Raw genomic sequence first — 15,200 nt, 5'->3', positions numbered from 1 at the left:
CGGATGCGCGGGTCAGCCCTTGACCGCACCGCTGGTGATCCCGCCCACGATCTGCCGGTTGAAGAAGATGTAGGCGATGAGCGGCGGGATGGTGATGATGAAGATGGCCATGAACAGCAGGTTCACAAAGCTCAGGTTCTGACCCTGGAACGTGAACAGCGCGAGCTGCACCGTGACCTGGTCGGAGTTGGGAAGGAAGTAGAGCGGGCCGGCGAAGTCGTTGAACACGAAGACGGCCTGCACGACGATCACCGTCACGATCACCGGGCGCAGCAGGGGCAGCACGACCCGGGCGAACAGGCGGATCGGGCCGGCACCGTCGAGCACCGCCGCCTCGTCCAGCTCACGCGGGATGTTCCCGACGAAGGCCCGGAACAGCAGGATCGTGAACGAGAGTCCGAACGTCGTCTCGATGAGGATCATGCCGGGCATGGTCCCGAAGAGCTTGAGGCCCTGGAGCACCCAGATGGTCGGAACCACGGCCGGCGGCACGATCAGGCCGGCGAGCACGAAGAAGTTGACAACCGGGCCCCACTTGCTGCGCTTGCGGGCGAGCACGTAACCGGCCATCGCCCCGATGATGACCATCAGGAGGACTGAGCCGATCGTGAGCAGGGTGCTGTTGATGATGGCTCGCCAGACGACTCCGTCGTTCGAAGTGAGCGTGTCGATGAAGTTCTGGAAGAACTGAAAATGCTTCGGCCAGGAGAACGCGAGATCCGATGCCTCCGACGGCGACTTCGCCGCCTGGAGGAGGACGAACGCGAACGGGATGAGGAAGACAACTGCGGAGACGAGGATCGCAATGCTGCCGACGATCCAGGCGCGGCGGCGTTCGCGGGTCACAGTTCCACCTGCTTTCTGTTGAGGATGTACGAGAGCGGAACCATGATCGCCGTGACCAGGAGGAAGAGCACGACGTTTCCGGCAGTGGAGAGACCGAAGAAGCCGGCCTGGTACTGCTTGTAGATCACGGAGGCGAGCACGTCGCTGGTGAAGCCCGGGCCGCCACCGGTGGTGACCCAGATGATGTCGAACGACCGGAGGCCGCCGATCAGGGAGAGGATGATGACCGTCGCGGTCGCACCCCGGGTGAGGGGGATCGTGATCTGGCGCAGGATCTTCCAGCTGCCCGCTCCATCGATCCTGGCCGCTTCGAAGTACTCGTGCGGGATGGCGACGATACCGGCCATGAAGATCAGCGTCGCGATGCCGACGCCCTTCCAGATGTCGATGCCGGCGATGCTGTAGAGGGCCAGGTTGGGGTCCGTCAGCCAGCCGGGCTGCGGGAGCCCGAAGAAGCCGAGCACCGCGTTGACCATGCCGTGGAACGGATCGAGAAGCGCCTTCCACATGATCCCGACGCCGATGGTCGAGAGGAGCACCGGGAAGAACACGACCGCCCGGAGATAGCCACGGCCGAGGATCGGAGCCGTGAGCAGGAGGGCCAAGGCGAATCCGAGGATGACCTTCGCACCCGACGTGATCACCGCGTAGATCAGCGTGTGGATGAAGCTCGTGTAGAGCTGCGGGTCGCTGAAGAACTGGACATAGTTGTCGAACCCAATGAACGTCGAGTCGAAGAGGGACCAGCGAGTCAGGGAGAAGTAGAAGGACGAGAAGGTCGGCACCGCGAAGAAGATCACGTAGAGAACGAGGGCCGGTACGAAGAACCACGTCGGGTAGTACGACCTGATCCCTGGTCGCGCCTTCTTCGCCGGCAAACGACCTTCGGTGACGATGTCGTCCGCTTGTATCGCGGTCGCGGGTGTAGCAGTCGACATTGGTTTACTCCTCGTCGAGTTCGGTGCTGTGTTACGTGATGCGGGGCCGGCGACCGGAGGCCGTCGGCCCCGCACTGGTGACGCTACGCCTGGAGGCGCTACGTCGGGGTATGACTTACCAGCCCTTGAGTCCGAGCTGCTGGGCCTGGGCCTTCACGTCGTTGTCATACAACGCCGCGCCGGGCTTGGCCTGGGTGATACCGGAGCCGACCTGGATCAGGATCTTCTCGAGGTTCGGGCCCTTGATCGGCGAGATGAATTCGAGCGCGAGGCCCGTCTTCTTGTCGTTCTGATACTTCAGCTCATCTGCCACGAGAGCCGGAGCATCGCTCGGGACCTTGCAGGTACTGATCGCGAAGGGACCCGCAGCTGTGCCTGCCTGGTTCTGCGCGTCGCAGCCGGCGGGCGAGTTGATGAAGGCGATCAGCTTCTTCGCCGCGGTCAGCTTGTCACCGGTGGTCGACTTCGGGATGTACGCACCATTGGCCTCCCACACTGTGGCGTGCGGGTCACCGCTCTCGGTCGGCATCGCGAAGTAGCCGATGTCGTTGACGTTCGCCGGGTTCGACTGCACCACGTTGCCGATGACCACCGTGATCATCGGGTACTGAGCGGCCGCGCCGGTGGCGAGCTCCTTCAGGGCGTTGACGTTGGTCAAGGACGCGTAGTCCTTGTTCATCAGCTTCTTGTCGAAGATCTCCTGCGTGTGCGTGAAGCCTGCCAGCGCCGGCGGGTTCACGTACTTGCGCTTGTTGGCGGTGTACTGGTCGGCCCAGTTCGAGTCCTGTGCGCTGACGTTGGCGAAGTCGGCGAGCACGAACAGCTGGCTCGTCCAGGTGTCACCGTAGGAGACGAGAACCGGCGTGATGCCCGCGGCCTTGATCTTCTCGCTGTTGCTGATGAATTCGTCCCAGGTCTTGGGAACGCTCAGTCCGAGCTTCTCGTAGACCTTCTTGTTGTACATGACGCCGCCGTCGAACGTCGTACCCCACGGAGCGCCGTAGGTGCCCTTCGAGGTGCTGACCGCGGCCTTGAAGTCTGGTGTGATGTCCTTCACCCAGGCCTCGTCAGTAAGGGGCTGGAGCTGGCTGTCCGGATGGAGCGCCTGGAGCAGCGATCCCGAGTTGTACAGGAACACGTCGTCCATCGTTCCGGTGGACAGCTTGGTCTTGATCAGGTTGTCGCCGTCGGTGCCACCAGGGCGAGTGTCGACCTTCACGGTGATCGACGGGTTCGCCTTGTGGAATTCAGTCGCGAAGCTGTTGGCCAGCTTCGTGGCCACCGGGTCGTTACCGCCCGCCATGAGCCGGATCGTGGATGCGCCACCAGAGCTGCCGCTGGTCGAGCACCCCACGAGGGTAAGGCCCATCAAGGCCGCCCCACCGAGAATGGCGGCGGCGCGAACCGTCGTCTTCCGAGAGAACATGAATACCTCCTTGTATTGGCGCCGCTGCTTCCGGGGGGAATCCGGGTCGGCATTGAAACGCTTCACTCGAACCTAGGCGCAGAAAGGCGAACCGTCAAGGACCGATTGTAACGATTCAGCATCGGCCGGAATATCGGCATGTTGGGCGTGTCGGATTCCGCGGATGCTGAGCTCGCGATCGCCGCAATGTCCCGAGATTTCAAGGAACTATGCAGGGGATGTGACTGCCCTGCGCACGGCCATTGACCCAACTGGGAGGCGCATGGACCCCCACGGAAGGGCCAGTTGACGTTACAACCGGAACCGGCGTGAATTGCAGCCGGCCACAACATACTTTCAGTGAAGGTATATCGATTCAATCGCGTTCGTGTCTAGTATGTGAGGCGGAGAGGACACCATGGTCTCGTCTAGCGTCAAAGATGTCGCCGCCCTGGCGCACGTCTCGATCGGCACCGTATCGAACGTGCTCAACCGGCCGGAGATCGTCGCGCCCGAAACCGTCGAACGGGTCATGGCCGCCATGGAGAAGCTCTCCTACGTGCGCAACGAGGCCGCCCGCCAGCTCCGCGTCGGCCAGAGCCACGCGGTCGGTCTGATCGCGCTCAGTGGCAGCAACCCGTTCTTCACCGAGGTCACCGCCGCCGCAGAGGACGCCGCCGCGAAGGCGGGCTTCTCTGTGATCGCCGGCACCAGCGACCGCAAGAAGGAACGCGAGAACGGCTACCTCAACCTCTTCGAGGAACTCCGTGTTCGAGGCGTCCTGATCACCCCGGTCGGGAGCATCGAGGCACGTCTTCGGCGGATGCGCGACCGCGGCATCTCGGCCGTCCTGGTCGACCGCGTGAGCACCGACCTGTCCTTCAGCTCCGTCTCCGTCGACGACGTCGCGGGCGGCTCGCTGGCGGCGACCCACCTGATCGAATCCGGACGACGACGGATCGCCTTCGTCGGCGGTCCGCAACAGATCCGCCAGGTGAGCGATCGACTCCGCGGCGCCCGCCAGGTCGTCGCCCCGCATCCTGAGGTGACCCTCGAGGTCATCACCCTCGACGCACTGACCGTGCAGGATGGTCTCGCCGCGGGTCTCGCGATCGCCCGGCGTCCGCGTTCCGCTCGCCCGGACGCGATCTTCGCCGCGAACGACCTCCTCGCCATCGGCCTGCTCCAGGGCCTCTTCATGCAGGGCGGCATCGCCATCCCCGACGAGATCGCGCTCGTCGGCTACGACGACATCCAGTTCGCCGGCGCATCCGTCGTTCCGCTCACCTCTGTGCGGCAGCCGAGCCGCCTCATCGGCGAGTCCGCCGTGAACCTGCTCCTCGCAGAAGCAGACGACCCCGATCGCGCAACCGAGCAGATCGTGTACCAGCCCGAACTGGTCGTCCGGGCGAGCAGTTCGTCGCAGTTCGATGCGTCCACGCTGTTGAGCGAAATCGCGGACGACGAGCCCACAGCGGAGCCCACCACCGAGCCCACCGTGAAAGCAACAGTGAAAGCAACAGTGGAGCCGGCCTTGTGAAGCACCACGACGCCGCGATCGAGCGCTTCGTCGCACGGGTCTCCGCCGACCCCGAGGTGCTCGCCGTGGTCGTGACCGGCTCGGTCGCTCGGGGCACCGAGAGGCCTGATTCTGATGTGGACCTCTACCTCGTCGTGACCGAAGCCCGTTGGGACGCCGCGTTCGAACAGCAGCGCCTCATGTACGTGGAGCACGACGGCATCGGCTACGACGGCGGCTACTACGACATCAAGCTCGCCACGCTCTCCTACCTCGACGATGCCGCAGAGCGCGGCGACGATCCCGTGCGCGATTCGTTCGCGATCTCCCGCATCGCATTCAGCCGGGTCGACGACCTCGGTGCGCGCATCCGCCGCGTCGGAGAAGTCGACGACAACGCCTGGACCGGGCGCGTCGCATCCTTCGTCGCGCAGGCCCGGCTGCACGGGGATTACTTCCTGAAGGGTGCGCTGAGCAGCGGCGACCTGATGCTGGTGCGCCACGCATCCGTGCATTTCGCCACCTCGGCCGGTCGCGCCCTGCTCGCCCTCAACCACGCGTTCTTCTCGGGGCCGAAATACCTCGCGAAGCAGGTGGCAGCGCTCGAGACGAAGCCCGACGGCTTCGACGCCCTCCTGACCACCGTCGTCGCGCATCCCACCGTCGAGGCCGCGGACGCCCTGCTCGACAGCCTCGAAGCCTTCACCGGCGACGTGCTCCCACCCGACGCCACCCTCTCGACCTTCGTGCTCGACAACGAGCTCGCCTGGCGATACGGCACCAAGACCCCCGAATACTCGTGACCCGAGAATAAGCACCAAGGAGAAACCCATGACCTCCAGCAGCACCGTCGTCGTCGCATCCCCCCCAACCGCGTTCAGCGGGATCGGCTGGCATGCGCACTGGATCGGCTCCGAGCCTGCATCCGGCGGCTCGCCCACCTCGCTCGGCGCGATCGAAACCCCGGCTCCGTTCCATCGGACCATGTTCCGCACGACGGTTACGCTCGAAGCCGTGCCCGCGACGGTACCCGCACGCCTCACCGCCGATTCGCGGTACGTGCTCATCGTCAACGGTGTCGAGGTCGGCCGTGGCCCCGCGCGGTCGCAGCCGCGCAAGAAGCGGTATGACGAATACGACCTTGCCGCGGTGCTGCACGAGGGAACCAACACGATCGCGGTACTCGTCACCTATTACGGGCACCCGACGGCCTTCTGGCAGCCCGCCGTCGCCAATGGGGGGCTCGGGCTGGATGCTGTACTCGCGTTCGAGGCCCGGATCGGCGACGACTGGCTGGTCTCCGACGACAGCTGGAAGGCGCACAGCTCGACAGCCTGGACGTCCCCATCGCTCGAGGGCCTCGAAGGCGTCCCCGTCGAACTCGTCGACGCCCGCGAGCTTCCGGTCGGATGGGAATCCCCCGGTTTCGACGACAGTGCGTGGGACACAGCCCACCGCCGACCCGCGTTCCACATCGGCGGTTTCGGCCGCACCCAGCCGCCCACCGACCCGTACGGCGCGCTTCTGCCGCGTGGCACGGCCCCGGTCGGCGGCCAGCGAGTCACGCCGGCGGAAGTGCGGGTGAGCGGAAAGGTGACGTTCGCCGGCGCGCCGGGGGAACATCCGGTTACGCGGGTGAGCGCAGCCCTCCACGAGCATGCGGTGTCCTCCGATCCGGTCGCAGTATTCCCGGTCGCCGTGCCGTCCGGATACGGAGAGGCGACCATCGTCAGCCTCGACTTCGGCCGTGTCGTCGTCGGAACCGTCCACCTCGCCCTCCAGGCCGCCGAAGGCACGACCGTCGACATCCTGTACCGCGAGCGCCCGCACTCGGCCGACGAGTCCGAGAGCTTCTCGATCCCGAGGACCGGCGCCCGGTACATCGCCCGGGGTCATGACGACCGCTTCGACGCGGTCGAAGTCAACGGGATGCGATTCGTTCACCTCCTCATCAGCGGCGGGGATGCAGCGACGGTGATCGACAGCTTCGAGGTGCAGGAGCGGCTCTACCCGCACACCGGTGAGGCGTTCTTCCGGTCGGACGACCCGGAGATCGACGCACTCTACCGCGCGGGCATCCGCACCGTTCAGTGCAATGCGCAGGATGCGTTCACCGACTGCCCGACCCGCGAACAACGCGCCTGGGTCGGCGACGGGGTCGTCCACCAGCTCGTGCATCTCACGACCAACGCCGACTGGCGGCTCGCCCGCGCCTACACCGCTCTCGGCAATTCGCCGCGCTACGACGGGATCCTGCCGATGAGTGTCGTCGGCGAGATCGAGTCGTCGGGCGGGTACACGATCCCGGACTGGTCGCTGCACTGGGTGCACGGCGTGCACAACCTGTACCGCTACCTGGGGGACCTCGACGAGATCCGCGCGCTGCTGCCCACGGTCGAGGGGATCCTGCGCTGGTACCTGCCGTACGTCGACGACCGCGGCACCCTCGCCGACGTTCCCGAATGGAACCTCGTCGACTGGTCGAGCGTGTTCGTCACCGGGCGCAGCTCGCTGCTGACAGCGCTGTGGGTGCGCGGGCTCAACGAGTTCGCGGAACTCAGCCTGTTCGCCGGCAACCCGGGCGCAGCGCAGTGGGCCGCCGGACTCGCGGCTGCCGCCGCGCTCGGCTACGAGGACTTCTGGGATGAGCGGCGCGGCACCTACATCGACCACATCGCGGAAGGGGAGACGCAGGCGCCGGCATCACAGGCAGCTGGAGCGACAGCGATCGTCTCAGGGCTTGCGCCGCGGTCGAGGTGGGACCGCATCCTCGACGCGATAACCGATCCGTCGACGCTCGTCGTCCGCTCCTGGATCGGCGGCGACGACGGAGCGTACGACCAGCAGAAGATCGCCGACCAGATGCGCGGGGTGCAGCGCATCGACTGGGATGCCGACCGCGAAGTCGTCATCGCCGAACCGTTCTACTCGTACGTCGTGCACGACGCAGTGGCACTCGGGGGCCGCGCCGGCGACCTCGTGACCCTGATGCGGCGCTGGTCGCAGTTCCTCGTCGACGGGTACGACACCTTCGGTGAGTGCTGGGGATGGGGCACCCCGGTGCACGGGTGGAGCAGCGCGCCGACGCGCGACCTCGTCGCCTACGTGCTGGGTGTCGCGCCGGCCGAGCCGGGTTTCGCATCCGTGCGTGTCGCGCCTGCGCTCGGAACACTCGGGCGCGCCGAGGGGGCGGTGCCGACGCCGCACGGCTTCGTGCACGTCAGCGTGGATGGCGATGCGGTCGCGCTGTCGTCGCCCGTGCCGGTCGTGTTCGTGCACGCCGACGGTACCGAGGAGGCGCTCCCCGCGGGCTCGCACACGCTGACGCTGTAGTTCCGCCGAGTGTCACTGTTCTAGCCGAGAGTGATCGTTCCGCCGGTTACTCTCGGCCAGATCAGTGACTGTGGCCGCACGCGCGCGACCAGACAGGCAGGGCGCGTGCAGAGGATGCCCAGCGAGTATTGCTTAGGCTTGGGGGATGACTTCCTCCCCCGAAACCTTCGACCGCGTGACCATGTTCGGCGGCGACTGGTGCCGCGACTGCCGCCGCTCGAAGGCCGTCTTCGAGCGACTCGGCACCGAGTACGACTACATCGACCTGGAGTCCGTGCCCGGCGGAGCCGACCGCGCCTATGCGATCAGCGGCCGCACGAACATCCCGGTGATCGTCTTTCCCGATGGACGCCACCTGGTCGAGCCGACCGACGCCGAGCTCGAGGCTGCGCTCGAAACCGCGCTGACTGTCTGAGCTCGGACAGGGATTCCCTGACGACATGAGTCCGTGGGAGCCCGCCGGACGGTATGACGCCGGTCTGCTCGAGTCGCTGACGACTCGAGCCGCCGCGCTGGTTCGGCCGGATGAGCGGGTGATCGTCGGTGTCGCAGGGAGCCCGGGCTCAGGCAAGACCACTTTGGCCGAAGACGTCGTCGGTGCTCTCGGCGAGCGTGGCATCGAAGCCGCATACCTCCCGATGGATGGCTTCCACCTCTCGAACGCCACGCTCGACCGGCTGGGCAGACACGAGCGCAAGGGTGCGATCGACACCTTCGACGCGTGGGGATTCGTGTCGCTGCTCGAACGCATCCGCACCGAGCGCGACCATCCCGTGTACGCGCCGAGCTTCGACCGTGCCGTCGACGAGCCCATCGCCGGGGCGCTGACGATCGCGCCCGGCACCCGCATCGTGGTCGTCGAGGGCAACTACCTCCTCGTCGACGAGGAACCCTGGTCGCGCATCCGCCCACTGCTCGCGGAGGCATGGTTCTGCGCGGCATCCGAACCCGAACGGATGCGCAGGCTCGTCGAGCGCCATGAGCGGCACGGACGCACTCCCGCGGCCGCTCGCGCCTGGGCACGCGACGTCGACGGCGCGAACGCGCTCCTCATCGAGCCGACACGCGTGCGTGCCGACCTCGTCGTGGGGGCTGGCCGCGTCGACCCGATCACGTGGGCACGTAGACGCTGATGGCCACAGCGACCTGGCCGCCGGTGAACGCGATCCCTCCCAACGCCATCGACATCCTGTTCGTCCGCTGGCCGGGACTGCCTTCGACGTCATCCCGACCAACCGAGAACACCATCACCGCTGCGCCCAGGATCATTGCCGCGACAGAGAATGGCGGGACGATCAGCAGCATCAAGAAAAATGCGACCGTCCCACTTACGACGAGCAGACGATTCCTCAGCGCAAATGACATGGTCGCGACTATTCCAGGTCGATGCTCCGAAGGGACGCGGCCGCAGCTGTCACGTCACGATTGCGTAGTCGTTGCCGTCGAGTTCAGTAGTCGTGGCCGTCGAGTCGAGTAGTTGGCTCCCACTGCGTTTCAGAAGCGCGAGCGCACAATCCGATGGAAATCTCCTGTTGGACATCTGACCAGCGTCAGCGGAGAGTGGAGACATGACGAACACAGGAACACAGTTGAAGACCCGCACGATCGGCAGCGTCGAGGTGAGCGCGATCGGACTCGGCGGCATGCCGATGTCGATCGAAGGGCGACCCGACGAGGCCCGCTCGATCGCGACCATCCACGCCGCTCTTGATTCCGGAGTGACCTTCTTCGACACGGCAGACGCCTACCACCTCCACGCCGACGAGGTCGGCCACAACGAATCCCTGATCGCCCGTGCGATCGCGAGCTGGGGAGGCGACACCTCGGCGGTGCTCGTCGCCACGAAGGGCGGCCACCTTCGCCCCGGCGACGGCAGCTGGTACGTGGATGGGCGCCCCGAATACCTGAAGGAGGCCGCGAAGGCGTCCCTCGCACGTCTCGGCGGCGACGCGATCGGACTGTACCAGTTCCACCGCCCGGACCAGTCGGTTCCCTACGGCGACTCGGTCGGTGCCATCCGCGACCTGCTCGACGAGGGTGTGATCCGCATGGCCGGGATCTCGAACGCCAACCCGGAGCAGATCCTGCAGGCCCAGGAGATCCTCGGCGGCCGGCTCGCGTCTGTGCAGAACCAGTTCTCGCCGGCGTTCCGCTCCAGCGAGCCCGAACTCGAACTGTGCGACCAGCTCGGCATCGCCTTCCTGCCGTGGAGTCCGCTCGGTGGCATTAGCTCGGCCGGCCAGCTGGGCGACCGGTTCGCACCGTTCCAGCAGGTGGCGGATGCACGTGGCGTCAGCCCGCAGGTCATCGCGCTCGCCTGGCACCTGGCGAAGTCGCCGCGGGTGATCCCGATCCCGGGTGCGTCGCGTCCGGAGAGCATCCGTGACTCGGTGACGGCAGTCGACATCGAGCTCACACCGGAGGAGTTCGCGGCGCTCGACGCCTGACGCGTCGACGGCTGCAGGCTCGCGGTTCGCGTGCCCGCCACTTCGGGTAGATCCCGCCACCTCGAGCGGGAGGGGAATCACCGAACTGGCGGGCACGCTGGCGCGGGGGCGGCGGCACGCTGGCGCGGGGGCGGCGGGCACGCTGGCGCCGGGCGGCGGGCACGCTGGCGCGGGGGCGCCGGGCGGCGGGCACGCTGGCGCGGGGGCGGCGGGCACGCTGGCGCGGAGGCGGCGGGCACGCTGGCGCGGCACGCCGCCGGCCCACGCGCCTCAGGCGGGGTCGAGCTGCTGGAGGAACGCGATCGCAGCCGGGCTGGGCTCGTCCGCGACCGCGACCGCGACGGTCCAGGCGGGCACGTCCCCGCGTAGCGGGATGGCCTTCAGCGTCTCCGGCCGCTTCTTCGCAAAGCTGGCCGGAACGATCGCGACGCCCAGGTTGTACCCGACCAGGTCGAGCAGCGGATGCACGTCGTTGACTTCCAGCGCGGCGCGGTAGTCGAACCCCGCTGCGGCGAAGGCACGGCGGGCGAGCACCTGTGCACCCCACCCGTACTGGAACCCGATCAGCGACTCACCGCGGAGCTCGTCGAGTTCGACAGCCTCCAGCGAGGCGAAGCGGTGATCCGGATGGCACAGCACCAGCATCGCCTGGGTGCTGAGGGGCCGCAGCTGGACCCCCGGCGGCGTGTGGCCGGTGTCGACGACGAGGGCGACATCCACGCGGCCTCCGGCGACGCTCTCGACGAGGTCCACCGATCCCGAATAGCGCAGCCTCACCTCGACGCCCGGGTTGGCTGTGCGGAACGACGCCAGCTCAGCGGGGATGTCGACAGCGCCCAGGCACGGCTCGGCGCCGATCGTGAGCCGACCGCGCACCAGTCCGCGCACGGCGGCCACGGCGTTGCGGGCCGCCGCCGCACTTGCGAGCGTGCGAACAGAGTCGCCGAGGAGCGCCTGCCCGGCGGTCGTCAGCTCCACGCGGCGAGTGCTACGGATGAACAGGGAGGTGCCCAGCTCCTGTTCGAGCGAGCGAATGGATGCGGACAGTCCCGACTGCGAGATCTGGAGAAGTTCGGCGGCACGGGTGAAGTGCCGCTCCTCTGCGACGGTGACGAAATGCTCTAACTGGCGAAGCTCCATTGTGCGATTCTACTGGACAATGGTGGCGGATTCATCAGTTGAGCTTCGCCACCGTCTCGCGCAACTCGGGCGCGAGTCTCACGGTTCCGGCACGTTCGGCCGCATCGAGAGTGGCCGCCTGCTGAGCATCCGCCGCCGTGAACCACGACGCGACCGTCACCCCATGACCAGGTCTCGACACGACTTCGATGGGATCGCCTGCGGCGATCGTCCCACTGTGGACGACCCGGAGGTACGCACCGGGCATGCCTGCTTCGGTGAAGCGTCGCACCCACTGCCGCTCGCCCATCCGGCGCTGGAACGTGGCGCACGGCATCCGCGGGAACGTGACCTCCACCACCAGTTCGTCGCCGATGCGCCACCGCTCACCGATCTCGGCCCCCGACACGTCGAGCCCGGCGGTGCGCAGGTTCTCACCGAACAGACCGGGCGGGATGTCGCGAGCCAGCGCATCCGCCCACACCTGCGCATCCTCGTCGGCGTACGCGTACAGCGCCTTCGTCGCGCCCCCGTGGTGCGTGCGGTTCGCCTGGACGTCGCCGTACAGCCCGAGCGGCCGCACGCGCAGCGGCTCGTCGACGGGGCGCTTGTCGATCGCGGTCACTCCGACGCTGCCCGCGTCGGGCAGCAGCCGGTCGACCCGGCAAAGCGCAAGCAGCTGACCCATTTGACCCATTTAACCCATTCTGCCCGAGGTCGCGCGCTCCCGCGCGCCCCCGCCCCCGCGCCCCGTCGCCCCCTCGCCCCCTCGCCCCCTCAGACCGGTCGACTTGGCAGTCGTGGCTGTTCTGCTCGCCCCATAGCGACCACGACTGCCAAGTCGTCGCGCGCGGGACGAAAGCGGGGGCGAGGGCGGGGCGGGGCGGGGCGCGCGCTAGGCGGGGAGAGGGACCTCGCGCCAGGGGGTCGGCGCGAGGCCGCGTGCGCCGGAGCGCGCGACGAAGAGGCCGCCGGCGTGCGGCCAGCGCAGGCGTTCCTCCGGCGACAGGTCCCGGCTGGCACTTGTGATCACGAGCTGGTCGAGGTCCGATCCCACGAACGCCGCGCTCGACACGTGGGGCGCATCCACAGCGATGGTCGCGTCCTGGACGCGGCGCCCGGATGCGTCGTAGCAGCGCACCTCGAACCCTCCCCAGATCGCGACCCACAGGTTGCCGTCGGCGTCGACGGTCATGCCGTCGGGATGCGCATCCATGAGGTCGATGAATACGGAACGCTCGCCGACGCGTCCGGATGCGACGTCGTAGTCGCGGCGGAACACCGTGTTGCGCGGGGTGTCGATCGAGTAGAAGACGGAGCCGTCGGGCGACCAGCCGAGGCCGTTCGAGAGCCGGAGGTCGTTGTCGAGGGTCGTGACGCTGCCATCGTGTTCGAGCCGGAGCAGCAGGTGATCCGACCCCTCCTCGTCGAGGGCGAGCGTGCCGACGAGCAGGCGCCCCGCGGGGTCGATCTTGCCGTCGTTGAAGCGTGTCCCCTCGGGGGTCAGCGCGACGCTGCGCTCGGTCACGCCCTCTGCATCCACGATCGCGAGCTCGCGGGTGAGCGCAGCGAGGAACCGGCCGCCGCCGATCGGGAACACGCATCCGACCCGCTCGCCGACGGAGACGGATGTGACCGCACCGAGCGCAGCACGTTCATCGATCCACGGGGCGCTCAGGATGCGGCCTGCCTCGAGGTCGACCCAGGTGACCCGGCCGTCGACCGGATCCCAGGTCGGCCCTTCGGAGAGGATGAAGGCTTCGGTCTTGAGCGATGCGGCGACGGTCACGTCGCAACTCTATTTCGCGGCCGAGTCGTCACCAACTCCCCGAATGCAGCCGCGAAAAGGGGAGCTACCGCCGACTCGGCGGCGCGGCGACGTGCGGCGACGTGCGGCGACGAGCGGCGGCGCGCGGCGACGCCGTCAGCGGGTGAGCTCGTAGACGACCGAGCGATGGCCGGGGTACTCCGCCGCTACCGTGTAGCCGAGCGCGCGCAGCTGGGACATCCCCCACGTGTCCGCATGCTGGTCGGGCAGCCGGTATTCGACCGCCCACACCCGGTCGATGTCGCGGAACTTCCCGGCGACCGCCCCGATGGTGTGCACCTGGTCCCACCACCAGGTGTTCTTCTGGAAGGGCACCGCCAGGGTCACGTCGTTCAGCCCGGCGAACGCCGCTGGGTAGGTGCGGAGCGCGAGCCGCGGACGCCGCGACGGCTTGATGGTCTGGTCGAAGACGATCGCATCCCCCGCCTTCGCGTGGGTTTTCACGGTTTCGGCGATTTGGGCCCAGTCGCTCTCGTTCTTGGCGAAGGGGGTGCGCTGGTACACGTAGCTGGGGACGGATGCGGCGAGCACGGCGACGAGGCCGACGACCGAGACCCAGCGCCGGGCCGGCAGCGCGAGCGCGAGCCCGATGAGCAGCGCCACCGCGGGTGCGGCGAACGACAGATAGCGGACGGTGTACATCGCGCTCACGAGGTCGCCGGCGAGCAGGAGCAGCATCGGGATGAACGCCCACGTCGCCGCGACGACGAAGAGGCTGGGCAGCCCGGGCTCGCGAGGCGTGAGGATTCCCGCCGCACGGAACGCCGTCGCCCGCCCGCGCGGCAGCTGGAGCGCATCCGTGGGTTCGCCGCGCCGCCGGCTGCGCGCACGGACCATGGCGCGGATCGCGAACACGGCAGCGACGGCGATGAGCCCCCACGCGACGATCGCGAGGCCGAGGTTGCCGAACCACTGGTCGACGCCCAGGCTCTGAGCGTTGACCGCATCTGCCGTCTGCAGGTAGGAGATCTGCTTGCGTTCCCGGATCGCCCAGTAGATGAGCGGGCTGAGCGCCACCACGGCTGCGGCGACGGCGATCCCCCACGCCCTGAGGACGCGTCCCGAGCGAGTGACCGTGAGGATCACGACCCCGTGTGCGACCACGATCAGCAGGGTGAACAGGAAGACGTACCCGGATGCGGCGAGCAGCAGCGCATACGGAGCCCACCGGATGAGGCGGGTGTCGCGCCGGGAGAGCGCACGCACCAGAAGCACCGTCAGCCAGACCGCGAAGGCGGCGCTCATCGCGTAGCTCCTGGCCTCTTCGCCCATGTAGGTCACGCGGGGCAGAAGCACGCACACGCAGCCGGCGAGCAGGGCGATCCGGTAGCTCGCGAGGCGTTCGGCGAGCAGCACAACCCCGAACACGGCAGCGCCTACGGCGAGCGCGCTGGGTAGCCGGACCGACAGGGGGGACGCCCCGAAGGCGCCGACCCAGAAGTGCAGGAACAGGTAGTAGGTGCCGTGGACCGCATCCACGTTTCCGAGCATGACGAACAGTGAGGGAAGCGGACGCTCCGCCGACATGATGCTGGCGGCCTCGTCACCCCAGAACGAAGGGATCCACGATCCGAGCGTAGCGAGGGCGAAACCGACGATCGAGAGGATGGCGGCGGTACGCAGGGTTCGCGGGTCGCGTCGTGACACTGCCGCCTGACGGGGCGGGGAAACGATGGGGGCGCGGACGCTCTCGAGCACAGTCTGTACGCCCTCCCCGATCGACACCTCATTCCATTAGAGGCGGAGGCGGATGGGAAGAGTCCGC

Annotated in this window: 14 protein-coding genes; 6 read left to right on the top strand and 8 right to left on the bottom strand. The window is 67.7% G+C overall.

Translation table 11 applies throughout. The features are described 5' to 3' along the window. Positions 1-12 precede the first annotated feature (12 nt). The 3 genes from G3T36_RS06925 to G3T36_RS06915 all read right to left on the bottom strand — a co-directional run bounded on the left by G3T36_RS06925 (position 13) and on the right by G3T36_RS06915 (position 3,210). The gene (locus G3T36_RS06925; protein WP_163288795.1) at positions 13-846 is read right to left on the bottom strand and encodes an ABC transporter permease subunit; all 834 of its coding nucleotides are present in this window, start codon (positions 844-846) and stop codon (positions 13-15) included. Beyond that, positions 843-1,784, bottom strand: a complete 942-nt coding sequence (locus G3T36_RS06920) for a carbohydrate ABC transporter permease (RefSeq protein WP_163288794.1) — start codon at positions 1,782-1,784, stop codon at positions 843-845. Before G3T36_RS06920 ends, G3T36_RS06925 begins: the two co-directional genes overlap by 4 nt. Positions 1,785-1,899: 115 nt before the next feature. After that, entirely contained in the window at positions 1,900-3,210 is a 1,311-nt protein-coding gene (locus tag G3T36_RS06915; protein WP_163288793.1) for an ABC transporter substrate-binding protein, read from the bottom strand. 397 nt (positions 3,211-3,607) lie between these two features. Here G3T36_RS06915 and G3T36_RS06910 point away from each other — a divergent pair, with 397 nt between their 5' ends. From G3T36_RS06910 to G3T36_RS06890, 5 genes are all read left to right on the top strand, one after another. Further along, positions 3,608-4,729 carry a LacI family DNA-binding transcriptional regulator gene (locus tag G3T36_RS06910; RefSeq protein WP_163288792.1) on the top strand — a complete coding sequence of 374 codons (1,122 nt, stop codon included), beginning with the start codon at positions 3,608-3,610 and terminating at the stop codon, positions 4,727-4,729. Then, on the top strand, positions 4,726-5,511 hold the full coding sequence (locus tag G3T36_RS06905; protein WP_163288791.1) for a nucleotidyltransferase domain-containing protein: 786 nt from the start codon (positions 4,726-4,728) through the stop codon (positions 5,509-5,511). The genes G3T36_RS06910 and G3T36_RS06905 overlap by 4 nt, the downstream gene beginning before the upstream one ends. 28 nt (positions 5,512-5,539) lie before the next feature. Then, complete coding sequence (locus tag G3T36_RS06900; protein ID WP_163288790.1) at positions 5,540-8,041, top strand: alpha-L-rhamnosidase-related protein; 2,502 nt, start codon at positions 5,540-5,542, stop codon at positions 8,039-8,041. Positions 8,042-8,186: 145 nt separating this feature from the next. Further along, on the top strand, positions 8,187-8,456 hold the full coding sequence (locus G3T36_RS06895; RefSeq protein ID WP_163288789.1) for a glutaredoxin family protein: 270 nt from the start codon (positions 8,187-8,189) through the stop codon (positions 8,454-8,456). 25 nt (positions 8,457-8,481) lie between these two features. Further along, positions 8,482-9,174, top strand: a complete 693-nt coding sequence (locus tag G3T36_RS06890; RefSeq protein WP_163288788.1) for a nucleoside/nucleotide kinase family protein — start codon at positions 8,482-8,484, stop codon at positions 9,172-9,174. On the opposite strand, the gene G3T36_RS06885 is transcribed toward G3T36_RS06890, so the two are convergent. Beyond that, positions 9,152-9,346 (bottom strand): hypothetical protein, encoded by a 195-nt coding sequence (locus tag G3T36_RS06885; RefSeq protein WP_163288787.1) that lies wholly within the window; start codon positions 9,344-9,346, stop codon positions 9,152-9,154. The genes G3T36_RS06890 and G3T36_RS06885 overlap by 23 nt on opposite strands. 284 nt (positions 9,347-9,630) lie before the next feature. On the opposite strand from G3T36_RS06885, the gene G3T36_RS06880 reads away from it, so the two are divergent. Beyond that, entirely contained in the window at positions 9,631-10,488 is an 858-nt protein-coding gene (locus G3T36_RS06880; RefSeq protein WP_163289130.1) for an aldo/keto reductase, read from the top strand. 270 nt (positions 10,489-10,758) lie between these two features. Here the strand turns inward: G3T36_RS06880 and G3T36_RS06875 are convergent, their stop codons facing one another. The 4 genes from G3T36_RS06875 to G3T36_RS06860 form a co-directional block, all read right to left on the bottom strand. Next, positions 10,759-11,628, bottom strand: a complete 870-nt coding sequence (locus G3T36_RS06875; RefSeq protein WP_163288786.1) for a LysR family transcriptional regulator — start codon at positions 11,626-11,628, stop codon at positions 10,759-10,761. 34 nt (positions 11,629-11,662) lie between these two features. Further along, the gene (locus G3T36_RS06870; protein ID WP_163289129.1) at positions 11,663-12,295 is read right to left on the bottom strand and encodes an MOSC domain-containing protein; all 633 of its coding nucleotides are present in this window, start codon (positions 12,293-12,295) and stop codon (positions 11,663-11,665) included. Between the two features lie 207 nt (positions 12,296-12,502). Then, a complete protein-coding gene (locus G3T36_RS06865; RefSeq protein ID WP_163288785.1) occupies positions 12,503-13,396 on the bottom strand; it encodes an SMP-30/gluconolactonase/LRE family protein in 894 nt (297 codons plus the stop codon). Between the two features lie 135 nt (positions 13,397-13,531). Continuing rightward, positions 13,532-15,082, bottom strand: coding sequence for a glycosyltransferase family 39 protein (locus G3T36_RS06860; protein ID WP_163288784.1), 1,551 nt, complete (start codon positions 15,080-15,082; stop codon positions 13,532-13,534). Positions 15,083-15,200: the final 118 nt, after the last annotated feature.

Origin of the sequence: Leifsonia tongyongensis (assembly GCF_010686705.1) — a bacterium.
Taxonomy (GTDB): domain Bacteria; phylum Actinomycetota; class Actinomycetes; order Actinomycetales; family Microbacteriaceae; genus Diaminobutyricibacter; species Diaminobutyricibacter tongyongensis.
The sequence above is the reverse complement of the archived record's forward strand: the minus strand, read 5'-3'. Positions and strand labels throughout refer to the sequence as shown.

What these genes read in the sequence shown, in the direction of transcription:
- G3T36_RS06915 (WP_163288793.1), bottom strand. Translation starts at nt 3,210, where the DNA reads ATGTTCTCTCGGAAGACGACGGTTCGCGCCGCCGCCATTCTCGGTGGG.
- G3T36_RS06920 (WP_163288794.1), bottom strand. Translation starts at nt 1,784, where the DNA reads ATGTCGACTGCTACACCCGCGACCGCGATACAAGCGGACGACATCGTC.
- G3T36_RS06895 (WP_163288789.1), top strand. Translation starts at nt 8,187, where the DNA reads ATGACTTCCTCCCCCGAAACCTTCGACCGCGTGACCATGTTCGGCGGC.
- G3T36_RS06900 (WP_163288790.1), top strand. Translation starts at nt 5,540, where the DNA reads ATGACCTCCAGCAGCACCGTCGTCGTCGCATCCCCCCCAACCGCGTTC.
- G3T36_RS06875 (WP_163288786.1), bottom strand. Translation starts at nt 11,628, where the DNA reads ATGGAGCTTCGCCAGTTAGAGCATTTCGTCACCGTCGCAGAGGAGCGG.
- G3T36_RS06870 (WP_163289129.1), bottom strand. Translation starts at nt 12,295, where the DNA reads ATGGGTCAGCTGCTTGCGCTTTGCCGGGTCGACCGGCTGCTGCCCGAC.
- G3T36_RS06890 (WP_163288788.1), top strand. Translation starts at nt 8,482, where the DNA reads ATGAGTCCGTGGGAGCCCGCCGGACGGTATGACGCCGGTCTGCTCGAG.
- G3T36_RS06910 (WP_163288792.1), top strand. Translation starts at nt 3,608, where the DNA reads ATGGTCTCGTCTAGCGTCAAAGATGTCGCCGCCCTGGCGCACGTCTCG.
- G3T36_RS06885 (WP_163288787.1), bottom strand. Translation starts at nt 9,346, where the DNA reads ATGCTGCTGATCGTCCCGCCATTCTCTGTCGCGGCAATGATCCTGGGC.